We start from the raw sequence: 16,254 nt of genomic DNA, 5'->3' as shown, positions 1-16,254 counted from the left end.
GCGTTAGCGGTTTTTTTCATCGGTTATTTGTTCTTTAATTAATACCTCTTTTTTTCTTTTGGTACCAAGATAGACATTCCTTGTAAACAGATAAATAAAAATATGACCTGTTCCAAACAAAACCAGCAATATTGGTATTACCTTTTCTGCTGGATATAAAGAAACTGCAATTAAAAAGACTAAAATAGATGCAACTCTGCCAATATTTACAAACAATTCCCGTACGACAATATACTCTACACGGAGGTCTTTTGCCTTCCAGGCCTTTCCAATTACATCATAGGTCATAGAGACATATGGCACATTAATAATAGGATAAGCTATTCCAATGAAGAAAGCGTATATGATTAATTGAAAGTAACTAATATCAAATAAAATAATAAAGATGGAAAAATAAAGTAGTAAACTACCTAGCAAAATTGCTTTTTTTCGCATATGGATTTTAATAAATTTTGTTGCAACAAAATAAAAGATAAATGATAAGCCGGAAAGTACCAAATTGAACATTCCAAGAGAGAATTCACTGCCGGTAATTAAAAACACCCAAATGGTGATTACAAAGGCAAAAATACCTTCTCGTAAGCCTTGAAAAATATGAGCATATAATATCCTTCCCCAGTTTTTATTATGGTGCCTTTCCCTTAAAATACGTTTGAAATGGAAGTTACCTTCTGCCTGTCTTCGATTTAAAAAGAAACTGCAAACTACGGAAAGGATAAATAATGTGAAGGAAATCGAGAAAATAGTTGTATATCCAATATTTGCTTCCATTTTGGCAATAATAATACCCGCAAGTAATGGACCAATCATTCCACCAAATGATTGCAAAACACCTAAGAATCCATTAAAAAAATCTCTTGTCTCCGGTTCCGTTATTTCAAAGGTCAGCACATTAAAGGCTAGCCAATAAAAACCATAACCTATCCCTAATAAGCTTCCTAGCATAAAGTTATACTTAGATGAGGCTTCACCAATTAGTAAGACACATAAAAAGAAAAGAGATAGAAAAGTGACCCCCAACCGTAACACAATTACACGATCCACTTTTTTAGCAATTTTACCAGCAACGATAAATGTAACTGGCTGAAAAAGAAAAATTCCCAAGTTATAGACAGCTATTGTCGTATAATCTCCTGACTGTTTCCATAAATATACATTTACAAATGTATTGGAAAGGAATATACCTAACGAATATAATCCGCCAATCACCAGTAAAAATAATAAATCTCTATTAATATCAATTTTATTATGAATGAATTCAAATCTCTTTCCCATAACCAAACTCCTTTTTGTATCACTCATAGTTTGGGCAAAAGAGATAGAGATATTCAATTTATAAGGAAAAGGGCCAATATAGACACAAACGTTACCTAATACGTTCATAGTTGGAGTAAAATGCGGATCCCCCTAATGGTGACTATCGGTAGCAGAGCATATGTATTCGCCGTATCTATACATGAACTTTATAGGGGGTTGAGTACTATAGATTATTTTTCGAATCCTTATGTAAACATTAAATTTGAACCACAAAATAAAAAGCGCGTGAACGAGTCACGCGCTTTTTAATCATTAAAGCTTATTTAGCTTCGTTGTAGTTCTTTTCTACTTCATCCCAATTAACAACATTCCAGAAAGCTGAAATATAATCAGGACGCTTATTTTGATATTTTAAATAGTAAGCATGCTCCCAAACATCAAGTCCCAAAATTGGTTTCTTTCCTTCCATTAATGGATTATCTTGATTTGGAGTACTCATAATTTCAATTTCTCCGTTATTTACTACCAACCATGCCCAACCTGAGCCAAAACGGCCAGCAGCTGCTGCAGCAAATTCTTCTTGGAATTTTTCAAAGCTGCCATATTTATCATTAATTTTATCTGCAACTTCTCCTGTTGGTTTGCCACCACCATTTGGAGACATTAGCTTCCAGAAGAGACTGTGGTTTGCATGACCGCCGCCATTATTACGAACTGCTGTGCGAATATTCTCAGGCACTGCATCTAAATTGCTGATAAGGTCATTAAGAGATTTGTTTTTAAGATCCTCGTGACCTTCCAAAGCACCATTTAACTTAGTCACATAAGTGTTGTGGTGCTTCGTATGGTGAATATTCATTGTTTCTTTATCAATAGTAGGTTCTAGCGCATCATACGCATATGGTAGTTCTGGTAATTCAAATTTTGCCATGTTTATCGTCCTCCTCTAAAATAATTTCTTATTAAAAGGATTGAAAATTCACCCTTTACATTTTTAGATTATCAGAGGTCCTACCCACTTGCAAATAATATGCATGGATAAATAAGGAACAAAACGCAAGCCATTTCAGCAGAGCGAAAGTAGTCACCACAGCTATACATGAAAGTTGAGTGGATGCTATATATTTTTTTCAAAACAGTTATTAACCGTACTTCTAGATAATTCCAAGGCTATCTATTTTTCCGAATCATTGAATAGTCCTAACTAACAGATTAGAACCTAAATTTCAGTATTTTTGATAACAAAAAAACAAGCAACCGCTTGTTAAAAAATGGTGGCTCGGGACGGAATCGAACCGCCGACACAGGGATTTTCAGTCCCTTGCTCTACCGACTGAGCTACCGAGCCAAATATTATGTTCAACTTTCTTCAAATAAATATGTATGGAGGAGGAAGAGGGATTCGAACCCCCGCGGGCTTTGACACCCCTGTCGGTTTTCAAGACCGATCCCTTCAGCCAGACTTGGGTATTCCTCCGAGTTTTTATGGTGGACCCTGCAGGACTCGAACCTGCGACCGATCGGTTATGAGCCGATAGCTCTAACCAACTGAGCTAAGGGTCCGTGTTTTAAATTTTACGGGGCGACCGGTGGGGATTGAACCCACGAATGCCGGAGCCACAATCCGGTGCGTTAACCACTTCGCCACGACCGCCATGATTATTCTTTTGGTAGCGGCGGAGGGGATCGAACCCCCGACCTCACGGGTATGAACCGTACGCTCTCGCCAGCTGAGCTACACCGCCATTGGTCCACAGGTAGGATTCGAACCTACGACCGATCGGTTAACAGCCGATAGCTCTACCACTGAGCTACTGTGGAATAATAAATATAATATTTCATGTAAGGCTTCTTACAGCATTTTGAATAACAGCAACGAAATATAATTTACCATGTTCGACAAAATATGTCAACAACTTTTTTTTATAAAAGTTAATTTCATTATCAATTATGTAGTACGTGTGTCTTGGAAACAACAATATATACTATAGCATGGACAATTATGAATTTCAATATAAAATTATAAAATTAATAAAATAAATTTTGGATAGCTAATGAGGATATCCATACATTATTTACTATATAAGCTAAATTAGTATACAATAAGCAATTATTTACTTACAAATTTAATGATTAATCTGTTGATAATTTATCAATAAATATATTTTTTCAGCACTTTAAAAGCAGAGGGTTGTCCTCCCTCTGCTTTTAGTTGCTTATCGAAGCAAGGCCACATCAACTTCTGTTAAAGAATACCTGTTTAGCCTTTCTGCTTCAAAATGAATTAGTTTATTTACTCACCTAGAACTTCTTCTGCAATATTTACTGCATGATCGCCAATACGCTCAAGATTACTAATAATGTCAACAAATACAATACCAGCAGATCCTGTGCATTGACCTTCATTCATTCGGATAATATGTTTTTTTCTGTAGTTTCTTTCCATCTTATCGATTTGATCTTCTTTTTGAATTACTGCCAAGGCTGCTTCTCGATCCATCTTATCTAGAGAATCTACTGCTTGCTTAACCGTAGAAATCGTTAAATCAAACATATCGTTAAGATCTTCTTGAGCTTTTTCTGTTAAATTTACTTTATTTGATATTTTATAATCAATTAATTCAATTATATTCTCAAAATGGTCGCCTATTCTTTCAATATCCCGTACAGAGTCCATTAGCGCAGTATGCTTAGCACTCTCAAACTCAGATAGTGAACCTGAAGAAATATCAATTAGATAATCTGTAATTTTTCGATCCAGATTGTTAATCGCGCCTTCTACTTGCATCGCAATTTCTGAATGCTTTTGTTGATGTGTATTCAAATACAAGTTTGTTTCTTCCAAACCTTTAGATGCATATTCACCCATACGAATAACTTCAGCTTTTGCTTGATCTAATGCTAAAGTGGAAGATTGCTGAATAAAGATTGGATTAAGATGCTTTGGTTTAAATTCGACAATAGTATCTTCGCCAGGAATGATTTTAGTTACAATCCATGCCAATGCCCCAATAAAAGGAAATTGAATTATTGTATTGGTAATATTAAAACTTCCGTGAGCGAATGCAATAGTCATTTCAGGGTTTAAGTTAAGCTGGGTTTGCAAATAAATAATAAGCTGGGTAAATAAGCCTAAAAAAACCATGAATATAGTAGCACCAACTAAATTGAAGATAACATGTGTGTATGCTGCTCTTTTTGCAGCAACTGAAGCACCAATCGATGCAATAATTGCAGTGATTGTGGTTCCGAGGTTGTCACCAAATAAGACAGGTAAGGCTGCTTTTAAATCAATTGCTCCTTCAGAAAATAAACCCTGCAATATTCCGATTGTGGCACTGGAACTTTGTACAATAAGTGTGAAAACAGTTCCAATCACTACCCCCAGAATTGGATTTGAGCTCATGTTTACGGTTAATTCATGGAAAGATTCTAAAGAACGAAGCGGAGACATACCACTGCTCATTAGTTCCAAACCAAAAAATAAGGCACCAAAGCCAAAGATTGTTTGTCCAATTGCATTGACTTTTTGATTGCTAAAGAAAAATAGCAAGAAACAGCCTACAGCAATAATAGGTAATGCATATTCTCCAATGTCGATACCAATAATGAATGCTGTAACTGTTGTACCTACGTTTGCTCCCATTATGACGCCAATTGCTTGTCTTAAGGTCATAAATCCAGCATTTACAAGTCCAACAGTTAATACAGTAGTACCTGAACTACTTTGGATAAGAACAGTTACTATAATTCCAGCAAGTACTCCCATAAACGGATTACTTGTAAATTTATCAAGTATATCTCTGAGTCTGTCTCCTGCTGATTTCTGTAAGCCCTCACCCATATACTTGATCCCGAGAAGGAAAATCCCCAGACCACCAATAAATTCAAACAGCAATGCTTGTATATCGATTTCCACGTACATACCTGCCCTTCATTTTACAAATGTAGAATATTGTCGTAATTCCTTATCCATTATTAATTATTTGTTTATAGTTTGTAAAGGCTCTTACCATATATTTAACATAAAATTTACAATCCATTTAAGTATCCCCTATTAGTTACTACCCTATATATTAATTTTCATTCCGGAAAGTTAGTTAGAAAAGAGATAATAATAAGATAATTGAAATGAAAAATACTATACTTTTCCATACGCAAAAAATCCCTGCTCAATATATGAGGCAAGGATTTCTCTTTTACTAATTAGTTACCTTTTCAACAAGTATTTTTGTTCCGTCCACTTGGCTTACAAGAACTTCAGTGTTTTTTGCTATCCATTGACCATTTGAAACTGCACTGTAATCTTTTTTATTTATTCTAATTGTACCAACTGGTCTCATATCATTTAAAGCTATACCTTTCTGTCCGACTAATCCTTCATACGTATTATTCATGGAATTATAACCGGCTTCTTTGGTTAACTGATCTTTTAGTGTAATCTTACTCCACATATCCCTTCGTTTAAATACCTTTAAAAAGAACAAGGAGAGACCTCCACCAATTAAAACACCTAGAACAGCATATAGGCCTGTTGTTAAATCAGGAGCAGCTAAAGCTACAGAAGTAAGCATGCTCCCGACGCCTAAAGTGGCCAATGTGCCATCATTCAAAAGCTTTCCATCTATGATGATAAGTAATAATCCTACAAAGTAGATAATAAGCATAATAAAAAAGGAGCCTGTATCAACATATGTTGCAAAATAGATGGTAATAAAACCAATTCCCAACAAAGCAAAAATTCCTCGCATATTTACAATAACTTCTCCAATTAAAAATAAAGTACCTAAACATGTAATAATAAATCCAATCCATGCTAACTCAAAGATCTCCATGTTATGACCTCCTTTCTTTAAATCATACGTTAATGAAATGAAAATAGTTTCAAAAAAGGAGAATGAACTAAGGACCATGAAGAAACTATTCCTATATCTTATTGTACTACTCTTTATTATGAGTGTGTACAAAGATTTAACTGTTGGCTTAAATCCCATTCAACCTAATAAAGATTCGCTATTGAGTTTTACTGCAGTTCAGATTTTGGTAGACGAAGATGATACTGTATTATCTGTTATCAGAAATATAAATGACGAAAAAAACTCAGCTACAATCAAAGAAAAAATGGCTATAAATGATTTTAAAATACTAAATCCACACGTAAACCCAAGAGAGTTGAAAAAAAATATGTATTACTATTTTCCTCTTTACACACAAAAATAAGGGCTGAATCCCAGCCCTTATTTCTTTATACAAATGGCAAAATAAATAAGGAGATTAAAATAGAAACTGCTCCAGCACCAATGGCAATATTTCCGAGTGTATCCGCATTACGTCCTCTCGAAATAAAACCAAAAATGATACCAGCAGCCCCCAAAATTACTGGCCACATGAAAAATGAAATAACTGATAACACAACTCCTATCCATCCGTACATGGTATTCGTTTCAGTACCTGTATCCTCATTCTGATCAGCGATTGTGTTATAGTCTTCAGCTGTTAATTCTGCAGCAAATTCTTCGTCTCTGGTACTGTCAGGTTGTAAATCTAAGGCATCATTTGTTGCTTGGTCTCCATGTTCTGGTGGTTTTTCTATTTGATTATTTTTATAATCCTGAAATTCATCCATTCCTATAACCTCCTTTTTTTGAGGTGCAACTATAGTTTATGGAAAGAAAAACGAATAATTTGTGTTAGTTTATGGAAATTTCTTAGAAAGACAAGTAAATTTTTAAATTATACTGAATAAGATAAATTAGCACGTGTTAAAACTAATTTACTTAAAGGAGTTATTTTACATGTCCACCTTTATTAAAGGACTCATCAAAAATAAACTTAAACAACTTACTGGAGATGAATTGATTAATTACGGAAAGGAATACGGTTTTGCAATAAATCAAACGGAGGCAAAACAGATTATAAATTATCTTCACAAAAAACCAATTGATCCTTTTACAAGTAATGGAAGAGAAATAATGTTTAGAGATTTAGCAAGGATTACCAATTTGGAAACCGCAAGGAAAGCTCAAAAAGTTTTTTATAAACTAATTAAATCATATGGTGTAGAACATTTATTTAAAGAATAATGACAACAACTGGATACTATGAAGCCAGACCCATGTCGTTATGTTTGTTGATTTCCATCTTAGCGCCCTTATGAGGCTTATGTGAGGCTTCCTCTTTAACAGGATATGAAAAGCCGCGGCTCATGCCACGAAGGAAACATGGGCATTTCAATCAAGGTATTTGCGTGTTTCTCCTCAACTAAGTTGTAACAAAAGAAATCCGAACCAGGATTCAGTAATCGCATGAATCGGTTCGGATTTTAATGTTTAAAAATCTTTTGTCCCAGTAACTTTTTCAAGCAAAGAAAAAGAATACTTAATCGCAACCTTTAATTATGTCAAGGAGCTTGAGAGGTTAATCCTATGCTTGCATAATTATATCTTTTAACTGCGGATTAAATTTTCCGGCTTTAAGCATTTCAATTTCAAACTTATAAGGCGGCTTTTTATTTTTCTTGTCTTCACCAACATAAGGTGTTTCCAGGATTTTTGGTAAATCTTTCAGCTGAGGGTGATGAACAATATAATGTAATGCTTCAAAACCAATATGACCAAAGCCAATATTCTCATGTCTGTCTTTATGAGCTCCCTGAACATTTTTACTATCATTCACATGAATCACTTTTAGTTTGTCTAATCCAATGATGTTATCAAACTCATTTAAAACCCCATCGAAATCTTCCACAATATCATAACCAGCATCATGAATGTGGCATGTATCCATACATACAGACAAATTTCCGTTGTGAGTCACACCATCCATGATTTTTGCGATTTCATCAAAAGTTCTACCTATTTCGGTTCCTTTTCCAGCCATTGTTTCTAAAGCAATTTGTACTTCACTATCTTTTTCAAGTACTTCATTTAACCCTTCGATAATCTTTTTTATTCCCTTATCCGCTCCTTCACCTACATGCGCACCTGGGTGAAGCACAATTTGTCTTGCACCAATTGCTTCGGTTCTTTCAATTTCATTTCTCAAAAATGTTACTCCAAGTTCATAGGTTGCTGGTTTTATTGTATTTCCAATATTTATAATATACGGTGCATGAACGATTATATCTTCTATCCCATTCTCTTCCATATGTTCTCTTCCAGCCGTAATATTTAACTCTTCAATCGGTTTCCTTCTCGTATTTTGAGGAGCTCCTGTATAAATCATAAAGGTGTTAGCACCATAGGAAGTAGCTTCCTCACTTGATCCTAACAACATTTTCTTTCCGCTCATGGATACATGTGACCCAATCTTCACCAAATTTCACACTCTCCTTCACAAGTTCATTACTTTTTGAACTTATTTTTTTTGCTTAATTGCTTTTTTATGGAAGCCTGTTGTTTTTTCATTTTCTTTTTATATCCTGGCTTCACCTTTTTTGCTTTGGTAACACGTTTCCAAGCTTCTTTGTCAATATCGGTTGCTGTAGTTTTGCGAAGTGCACGTTGGTTCCATGGTTTAGCATCCTTCCATTCCCCGTTGCGAACATCAACATATGTGAATTCCAAACCTTTTTGTTCTAATTTAGATATTAATTTAAGATCATTTTCTCTGTATAAACTAATTGCAGTACCTTCCATTCCTGCACGGGCTGTTCTCCCGACCCTATGGATATAGAACTCTTCTTCTTTAGGAATTTGAGCGTTTATGACATGGCTAACTCCCTTAATATCAATACCTCTAGCTGCTAAGTCAGTTGCAACGATATATTGATAACGTAATCCTTGAATTTCCTTTAAGACCCGTTTTCTTTCTCTTGGAGCAAGCCCGCCATGGATTAGCCCAACATCTATTCCCCTATCTTGCAAGGACGCTGCTAACTGATTTGCCAACTCTTTTCCATTAGTAAAGATAATAGCTAAGTATGGCTGGATCGTCTTTGAAATTTCATAAATAATTTCCGCCTCTTCGCGATGCTTCATATCAATTAGTAGATGTTCCATTGTCTCTGGAGAAAAGTGATCCTCCATTTTAATATGGACAGGGTGATCTAAATATTTTTTTAGAAAGTGTTGCAATTTTTGTGGAATAGTTGCAGAAAAAACTAACAATTGTATTTGTTGATCTGCTCGAACCAAAAGCTGATCTACTTCATTGATAAAACCTAAATCCAGCATTAGATCTGCTTCATCAATTACGAAGGATTTAGCAGTATATATAGAAAGAGCATCCTCTTTCACCATATCCAGAATGCGGCCTGGAGTACCCACTACAATGTGCGGGGGTTCTTTTAATTTTTCCATCATTTTCTGTTTATCAGTACCACCTACTAATAATTTTGCATTCCATTGTTGATCTCTGCCTGCATAATGGATAACTTTTTTCACTTCATCAAATAATTGCGTTGCTAATTCACGTGTAGGAGCAGTTATTACAAATTGTACTTCCCGCTTATTTGCATCTATTTTGTTAATTAATGGTAACAAAAATGCATGGGTTTTCCCCGAACCAGTACGCGATTGACCTATCACGCTTTGTCCTTCCAAAATGGGTGGTATTACTTTTTGTTGAATTGGAGTTGGTTCGTGAAAGTTTAATCTTTTAACTATATCATTCATAACTGGGTGAAATGAAAAATCTTGAAAACTAGTCGTTTCCATACGTTTAAAACTCCTTCTTTGTACTGGTTTGCTACCAGAACTCTTTATACAAACTGAAATGGATCCGTATTAACCTCTGAAACCATGACTGAAATGGAAGTATCACGAAGTTGTTGGTCCAAGTATTTTTTTGTAGCCTCTTTCATTATTTTTTCAATGTAATGTCCGGCATCTATTACAGCCAACCCCATTTCCCACGCATCTTGAGCGTTGTGAAAAGTGACATCACCAGTAATATATACATCTGCTGCACGTTGCTTTGCAACTGAAATATAATTTTCTCCACTACCACCTAAAACAGCTACTCTGTTTACAGTTTGGGACAATTCTCCCGTTACTCTCATTACAGGGAGACCGAAAGTGGTTTTTATTTTATCACAGAGATCACTAAGTAAAATTGGGGCAATTTCTCCTACTCTTCCAATTCCTATTGATTTTCCTTCATTGACTAGGGGGATGATATCATAGGCCGGCTCTTCATAGGGATGCGCTTTAAGTAAGCAATTTACAGCTTTGCTCAGTTTTGATTTTTGCACAATTGTTTCCATTTTAACTTCATTTACAAATTCTATTTCATTTTGATTTCCAATATAGGGATTGGACCCCTCTAATGGTTTAAATGTACCTTTACCCTCTGTTTGAAAAGTACAATGGCTGTAATCACCAATATGACCTGCCCCGGCCAAACTGAAAGCATTGTGAACTTCATCTTTATGGCTGAAAGGTACATATGAAATTAACTTAAATAATTCTTCGTTACTTTCTTTTATTAAAACTTCTCGATGCTTGAGTCCAAGTGCATCAGATAACATGTCATTTACGCCGCCCTCAGCTGCATCCAAGTTTGTGTGGGCTGCATAAACAGTTATATTATGCTGCATTAATTTCTTAATCACTCTTCCCTTTGGATCATCGAAATTTAATTGCTTTATTGGTTTAAATAATAGCGGATGATGGGCAATGATTAAATCTACACCTTCAGCGATAGCTTCATCTACAACAGATTCCAGAACATCAAGGGTCACCATAATTTTTTTTACCTTTGCATTAAATGAACCAACCTGTATCCCAACGCGATCCCAATCATATGCAAGGGATTTTGGAGCCCATTCTTCCATCATACGAAAAATATCACTATTATTAAGACTCGTCTTCATTTTGAAGAACCTCCTCCATCCATTGAAGTTCCCTTTCAAATCTATTTAATTTCTCCTTGTCTAAGAGCTTTGCTAATCTCATTTGGTCTATAACTCGTTTAAGCTTCTCATATTCCTCTGCCCATTTAGTATAAAACGCTTTAGTCTTATTTACCAACAATATAGGACCAAATAATAGCTGTTTTTCACTCAATTCTGGATAAACTGCTCCTGAATGTCGATCACCAACTACAATTTCGTATATATGGCCATTTTCTTCAATTATAGTTTCTTCAGATATCATAAAATTATTGTGCACGAACCACTCACGTACATCTCTTGCATCAACATTTGGCTGAGCAATTATTCGGTCTACACTTTCGATTTTATCTTTCCCTTTTTGTAAGATAGAACGAATTAAAGACCCACCCATTCCAGCAATAACAACTTGAGTTACTTCCCCTGCAGTGAGTACCTCTAGTCCATCACCTAAGCGCACATCAATAACTTCTTCTAGTCCATGGCCCCGAACAGTTTGTGTAGCACTTTGAAATGGCCCCTCGTTTATTTCACCTGCAATCGCTTTGGCTTGTTTATCTTCTAGACAAACATAGCAAGGCAAATAAGCATGGTCGGAGCCAATATCTGCGAATTTTGCGCCCTTTGGAAGAAAAGAGGCTGTTTGTTTTAGTCTTTTAGATAATTTAATGTTGTTTGTCATCTATATCTCCACTTTCAATTTCTTAGTAGGTGGTAAGAACTGCTTAAGCGCTTTGCATTTAAGCTAAATAAAACTACTCGCTGTTCATTTTTTATTTTTTAAAAAGAAAAGCTTTCTGTTCAATATGGCAGAAAGCTTCTCTTTTTATAAAATTTAATTTATTTTTTTTCTGCAAGCCAGTCAGCTAGAATTTTTGCTTCATCAGCTGTCGCCATTCCAGCAGGCATAGAACCTCTACCATTTATGATAACATCCTGAATCTCTTCTGCTGAAAGTCTGCTTCCAACTTGAGTCAAGTCGGGGCCTGCACCTCCAGATAAATCCGCACCATGACAGCTAGCGCAGTTACCTTCAAAAATTGCTTGTGGATCATCAGAAGCTCCTTCTTGTGCTTCTTCTGTTTTTTCTCCACCGCCTTCTTCTGCCTTTTGAATATCATCTCTCTGATTCAACCCTACAAATGAAATGACAATTACTGCTAGAATTCCTATTAGTGCAATGATAGCATATGGAACAACCGGGTTTCTTTTCATTATGTTTCCTCCTTATGTATCCCCTTAATCTATTACAATTGAAAAGACTATATATATTCTACTCGAAATTTCACAGAGTTTAAAGTGTTTACCTGTGAAAATTTACAAAACAATTGGTACAGCAATATAAATAATTAAAAATAGTATAGCCAATATACTAATGATTACTATAAAACTTTGATTATGCTTTTTGCCTAGTAAATACCAGCAAGTAAACTGAGTAAATAATATAAAATAAGAAAACCAAACAGATTCAACATATGCTTTGCTCACCGTAATAGACACCAACAGAATGAGTAGCATACTGTTAATCAATCCAATACTAGCAGTTATACCCCCTGAATTTCTAACATATAAATATATCCCACAAGAGTATGAAAGAAAAAGAATTAAAAAACCAAGTTGCAAAAAAAATGGAAATTGCGTAAAATATAATACAAGAAATGAAAACGGTATCAGAAGCACCATTACAATATTTTGGATTAAAAAAAATATTTTTGATTTTTCTTGTACTGGCGGTGACTTTTCCTCTTCTCCTTTTGTGTATAAAGCTAACAAAAAGTCGCAATATACCTCTGGGAGCAAATTGTTTTCTCTCCAGAAGTGAATTTCATTTATAATGGTCGGAATCCGGTCATCCTGCATTGGTTTCACCTCGATGCAGTAAATTTATTACCCGGCTAATAAAACATGCCTAGTCATTGCACACACATAACATGTGCCCAATGACTAACATATCAGTCCAGAAAGTCTTTAAGTCGTTTGCTACGGCTTGGATGTCTCAATTTACGGAGTGCTTTTGCCTCTATCTGCCGAATTCTTTCCCTGGTTACTCCAAACACTTTTCCAACTTCTTCCAGGGTTCTTGTTCTTCCGTCGTCTAATCCAAAGCGTAGTCTAAGCACATTCTCTTCACGATCTGTTAATGTGTCGAGTACATCTTCAAGTTGTTCTTTTAATAGTTCATATGCTGCATGGTCAGATGGGGACACAGCTTCCTGGTCCTCAATAAAATCACCTAGATGAGAATCGTCTTCTTCTCCAATTGGTGTTTCTAAGGATACGGGTTCTTGGGCAATTTTCAATATATCACGAACTTTATCAGGAGAAAGCTCCATTTCCTCACCTATCTCTTCAGGTGTGGGTTCTCTGCCTAAATCCTGAAGAAGCTGTCTTTGTACACGAATTAATTTATTAATTGTTTCCACCATATGAACCGGTATACGAATCGTACGCGCCTGATCTGCAATAGCTCTTGTAATTGCCTGCCGTATCCACCAAGTAGCATACGTACTGAATTTAAACCCTTTGCGATAATCAAATTTTTCTACAGCTTTAATAAGTCCCATGTTACCTTCTTGAATAAGATCAAGGAAAAGCATCCCACGACCAACATATCTTTTTGCAATACTAACTACTAGTCGTAAGTTTGCTTCAGCAAGTCGACGCTTTGCTTCCTCTTCCCCTTTTTCAATTCTAGTTGCCAGGTCAATTTCTTCAGCAGCTGAAAGCAAGTCCACTCGTCCAATTTCTTTTAAATACATCCGGACGGGGTCGTTAATTTTAATTCCTAATGGTACACTCAGATCATTTAGATTGAATTCTTCTTCTTTTGCTATTTGCTGCATATTTGGATCGTCTTCTGATTCACCAATTATCTCAACACCCTGTTCTCCAAGGTAATCATAGAATTCATCCATTTGATCAGATTCAATTACAAAATTGGATAGTCGGTCTGCTATTTCTTCATAAGCCAGAACACCACGCTTCTTACCCATTTCCAATAATTGATCCTTCGCTTGTTCAAGTGTTAATTCTGACTCATTTCCTTTTGATTGGGAAGGCTTATTTTCGGCCATGAGTCCCCCTCCTTCCAAAAACTACATTAAAATTTAAATTCTGCTAGTACGTATTCTTCATTTGTTTTTGCATTTCAATTATTTGACTCAATATCTGAGCAGCCCTGATTGGATCACTCTGTTTTTCTGCAATTATTTGCTGCTCTTTTAATGAAATAATATTAGCTTTGTCTTGAGATTCTGCCCTGATTATTCTAATATAATCATTAATCTCCTGGTCACTAATATCTCGTTGGATATCAGTTATGGCTATTTCACTTACCAACTTCCTTAAATTTGGGTCATCAAGTCGTTCAATAAACAAACTCACATCTGGCAATTGTTCTTCTTCGTAAAAAGCATACAAGAAAGTAACAATTATTTTATGTTCTTCCAAATTAAAGGAAGCGCCGATTTCTTCGCGAACTTTATCCGCAATTGTGCCATCTTGAAGCATATAAGAAATCAACTGTCTTTCAGCATTGTAATAAGCAGGCATTAATTTCTGACGTTTGTATTTAGCTCCATTTGTATTAGTATAGCTTTTCTTGTCTGTGTTATCCTTGAAAGCACCAGAATTCTCCCGCAGTGTATTTATTTCCTGTGCAAGTGTCTCTATGGATAAGTTAAATTCCACACTTAACTCTTTCAAGTAATATTCCCGTTCAATAGAACTCTCAATCAAAGCCAGCTGCTTAAGCACAGCTTCTACATAATCAATACGGTCTCCTTCCAGACTTAGGTTGAAATCCTTTTTTAGATACCGCATCATAAAAGCCATGAATGTGTCACTGCTACGTATCACTTCATTCTCAAATGCCTCTGCGCCATATTCTCTGATAAAATCGTCGGGATCCTTACCGTCCTTAAGTTGAGCTATCTTTACATCTGAGCCCACACTAAGTAATAGATTGGCGGCTTTATATGTTGCTTCCAAACCCGCCTTATCTGCATCATAACAAAGTATAGATGTATCAACATAGCGGTTAATTAACTTAGCTTGATATTCAGTAAGTGCTGTGCCTAATGTGGCTACACTATTTTTTATACCTGCTTGATAAGCTGAGATCACATCCATATATCCTTCAAATATAATTACGCGGCTTTCTTTCCTAATATGTTTTTTAGCTAAATCAAAATTATATAATAGCCTCCCCTTTTGAAAAAGTTCACTTTCGGGGCTATTTAAATATTTTGGTTCTCCACTTCCTAAAGAACGTCCGCCAAAGCCGACTGTCTGACCAAGATGATTCCTTATCGGAAATATAACTCTTCCTCTAAACCTGTCAGTTACACTATTATCATCTTGTAAGGAGACTAAACCTGCTTTCACTAATAATTGCTGATGGAATCCCTTTTTTTTCAGGAATTCCGCAGTGAAATCTTTTATATTTGGAGCAAAACCCAGCTGAAATTCATCAATCGCATGATCACTTACGTTTCTGCTTTGAAAGTAACTATAACCTTCTTTCCCATCTTTTGTATAACGTAATAAATGGTGATAAAGTTTAGTTAACCATTCATAAGCGGATAATATACTTTGATTTTCACTAGATATAGAAGCTGTTTTACCCGAGGTTGCTTCAGGCAAATCCTTGCCTACACGTTTAGCAAGATACTGTAATGCTTCATAAAAAGAATAGTTTTCAAGCTCCATAAGGAATGTCACAACATTCCCGCCTTTTCCACAACCAAAACAATGAAAAATCTGCTTTTCCTGTGTAACTGAAAAAGAAGGCGTGTTTTCACCATGAAAGGGGCAAAGACCAAAATAGTTTCTGCCCTGTTTTTTTAATTGGACATAATCTCCAATTACATCCACAATATCATTGGCATTTCGTATTTCCTCTATCATTTCTTCAGGAATTTGCTTAGCCATTTTACATCACCATACTATAATATTATTCGCTCTTAGAAAGAAAAACCCTTTATTTTCGACAAATTTTTTCACAGTGCCGAAAAAAACTCCTTCTTGTACTTTAAAGTAGAAGGATAGAGGTTTACAGAAAAGCCATCTTCAATCAAAGATTTTGCTTACTACAATTAATTCTAAGCACGTATAATAATTACTCTCTAAAGTTAATTCTACATATTAATCGTAAAATCCTGCTT

Annotated in this window: 15 protein-coding genes and 6 tRNA genes; 2 read left to right on the top strand and 19 right to left on the bottom strand. The window is 35.5% G+C overall.

What is annotated here, in order from left to right; genetic code table 11:
- Window positions 1–3: 3 nt before the first annotated feature.
- The 10 genes from JCM12304_RS02160 to JCM12304_RS02115 all read right to left on the bottom strand — a co-directional run bounded on the left by JCM12304_RS02160 (window position 4) and on the right by JCM12304_RS02115 (window position 6,092).
- Window positions 4–1,275 carry an MFS transporter gene (locus JCM12304_RS02160; protein WP_060678405.1) on the bottom strand — a complete coding sequence of 424 codons (1,272 nt, stop codon included), beginning with the start codon at window positions 1,273–1,275 and terminating at the stop codon, window positions 4–6.
- Window positions 1,276–1,576: 301 nt separating this feature from the next.
- Window positions 1,577–2,188 carry a superoxide dismutase gene (locus JCM12304_RS02155; RefSeq protein WP_040955307.1) on the bottom strand — a complete coding sequence of 204 codons (612 nt, stop codon included), beginning with the start codon at window positions 2,186–2,188 and terminating at the stop codon, window positions 1,577–1,579.
- A gap of 341 nt (window positions 2,189–2,529) precedes the next feature.
- Window positions 2,530–2,605, bottom strand: a tRNA-Phe gene (locus JCM12304_RS02150).
- Between the two features lie 36 nt (window positions 2,606–2,641).
- Window positions 2,642–2,734, bottom strand: a tRNA-Ser gene (locus JCM12304_RS02145).
- Between the two features lie 9 nt (window positions 2,735–2,743).
- Window positions 2,744–2,820 (bottom strand) — tRNA-Ile (locus JCM12304_RS02140).
- 18 nt (window positions 2,821–2,838) lie between these two features.
- Window positions 2,839–2,911: transfer RNA gene (locus tag JCM12304_RS02135), tRNA-His, on the bottom strand.
- Between the two features lie 14 nt (window positions 2,912–2,925).
- A tRNA-Met gene (locus JCM12304_RS02130) sits at window positions 2,926–3,002 on the bottom strand.
- Between the two features lie 4 nt (window positions 3,003–3,006).
- Window positions 3,007–3,078, bottom strand: a tRNA-Asn gene (locus JCM12304_RS02125).
- A 472-nt stretch (window positions 3,079–3,550) separates the two neighbouring features.
- Entirely contained in the window at window positions 3,551–5,182 is a 1,632-nt protein-coding gene (locus JCM12304_RS02120) for a Na/Pi cotransporter family protein (protein ID WP_019377960.1), read from the bottom strand.
- Window positions 5,183–5,459: 277 nt separating this feature from the next.
- Window positions 5,460–6,092, bottom strand: a complete 633-nt coding sequence (locus tag JCM12304_RS02115) for an NfeD family protein (protein ID WP_060678404.1) — start codon at window positions 6,090–6,092, stop codon at window positions 5,460–5,462.
- Window positions 6,093–6,129: 37 nt separating this feature from the next.
- On the opposite strand from JCM12304_RS02115, the gene yqfZ reads away from it, so the two are divergent.
- Window positions 6,130–6,477 carry a protein YqfZ gene (gene yqfZ / locus JCM12304_RS02110; RefSeq protein ID WP_501981720.1) on the top strand — a complete coding sequence of 116 codons (348 nt, stop codon included), beginning with the start codon at window positions 6,130–6,132 and terminating at the stop codon, window positions 6,475–6,477.
- A 25-nt stretch (window positions 6,478–6,502) separates the two neighbouring features.
- On the opposite strand, the gene JCM12304_RS02105 is transcribed toward yqfZ, so the two are convergent.
- Window positions 6,503–6,883, bottom strand: a complete 381-nt coding sequence (locus JCM12304_RS02105) for a hypothetical protein (protein WP_060678402.1) — start codon at window positions 6,881–6,883, stop codon at window positions 6,503–6,505.
- Window positions 6,884–7,052: 169 nt separating this feature from the next.
- On the opposite strand from JCM12304_RS02105, the gene JCM12304_RS02100 reads away from it, so the two are divergent.
- Complete coding sequence (locus tag JCM12304_RS02100; RefSeq protein ID WP_060678401.1) at window positions 7,053–7,340, top strand: DUF2624 domain-containing protein; 288 nt, start codon at window positions 7,053–7,055, stop codon at window positions 7,338–7,340.
- Between the two features lie 340 nt (window positions 7,341–7,680).
- Here the strand turns inward: JCM12304_RS02100 and JCM12304_RS02095 are convergent, their stop codons facing one another.
- The 8 genes from JCM12304_RS02095 to dnaG all read right to left on the bottom strand — a co-directional run bounded on the left by JCM12304_RS02095 (window position 7,681) and on the right by dnaG (window position 16,021).
- Window positions 7,681–8,574 carry a deoxyribonuclease IV gene (locus JCM12304_RS02095; protein ID WP_060678400.1) on the bottom strand — a complete coding sequence of 298 codons (894 nt, stop codon included), beginning with the start codon at window positions 8,572–8,574 and terminating at the stop codon, window positions 7,681–7,683.
- A gap of 26 nt (window positions 8,575–8,600) precedes the next feature.
- Window positions 8,601–9,914: a DEAD/DEAH box helicase gene (locus JCM12304_RS02090; RefSeq protein ID WP_060678399.1), complete on the bottom strand. Its 1,314-nt coding sequence runs from the start codon at window positions 9,912–9,914 to the stop codon at window positions 8,601–8,603.
- A gap of 44 nt (window positions 9,915–9,958) precedes the next feature.
- The gene (locus tag JCM12304_RS02085; RefSeq protein ID WP_060678398.1) at window positions 9,959–11,071 is read right to left on the bottom strand and encodes a Nif3-like dinuclear metal center hexameric protein; all 1,113 of its coding nucleotides are present in this window, start codon (window positions 11,069–11,071) and stop codon (window positions 9,959–9,961) included.
- Window positions 11,055–11,771, bottom strand: a complete 717-nt coding sequence (locus JCM12304_RS02080) for a tRNA (adenine(22)-N(1))-methyltransferase (RefSeq protein ID WP_060678397.1) — start codon at window positions 11,769–11,771, stop codon at window positions 11,055–11,057. The genes JCM12304_RS02085 and JCM12304_RS02080 overlap by 17 nt, the downstream gene beginning before the upstream one ends.
- Window positions 11,772–11,929: 158 nt before the next feature.
- The gene (gene cccA / locus JCM12304_RS02075) at window positions 11,930–12,304 is read right to left on the bottom strand and encodes a cytochrome c550 (protein ID WP_019377970.1); all 375 of its coding nucleotides are present in this window, start codon (window positions 12,302–12,304) and stop codon (window positions 11,930–11,932) included.
- A gap of 102 nt (window positions 12,305–12,406) precedes the next feature.
- Window positions 12,407–12,958, bottom strand: coding sequence for a hypothetical protein (locus JCM12304_RS19695; protein ID WP_218185766.1), 552 nt, complete (start codon window positions 12,956–12,958; stop codon window positions 12,407–12,409).
- A gap of 83 nt (window positions 12,959–13,041) precedes the next feature.
- Window positions 13,042–14,163: an RNA polymerase sigma factor RpoD gene (rpoD, locus tag JCM12304_RS02065; RefSeq protein WP_019377972.1), complete on the bottom strand. Its 1,122-nt coding sequence runs from the start codon at window positions 14,161–14,163 to the stop codon at window positions 13,042–13,044.
- Window positions 14,164–14,206: 43 nt separating this feature from the next.
- Window positions 14,207–16,021, bottom strand: a complete 1,815-nt coding sequence (gene dnaG / locus JCM12304_RS02060; RefSeq protein WP_019377973.1) for a DNA primase — start codon at window positions 16,019–16,021, stop codon at window positions 14,207–14,209.
- Window positions 16,022–16,254: the final 233 nt, after the last annotated feature.

Source organism: Virgibacillus halodenitrificans JCM 12304 (genome assembly GCF_001310895.1).
In the GTDB taxonomy this organism is placed as follows: Bacteria; Bacillota; Bacilli; order Bacillales; family Amphibacillaceae; genus Virgibacillus_Q; species Virgibacillus_Q halodenitrificans.
The sequence above is the reverse complement of the archived record's forward strand: the minus strand, read 5'-3'. Positions and strand labels throughout refer to the sequence as shown.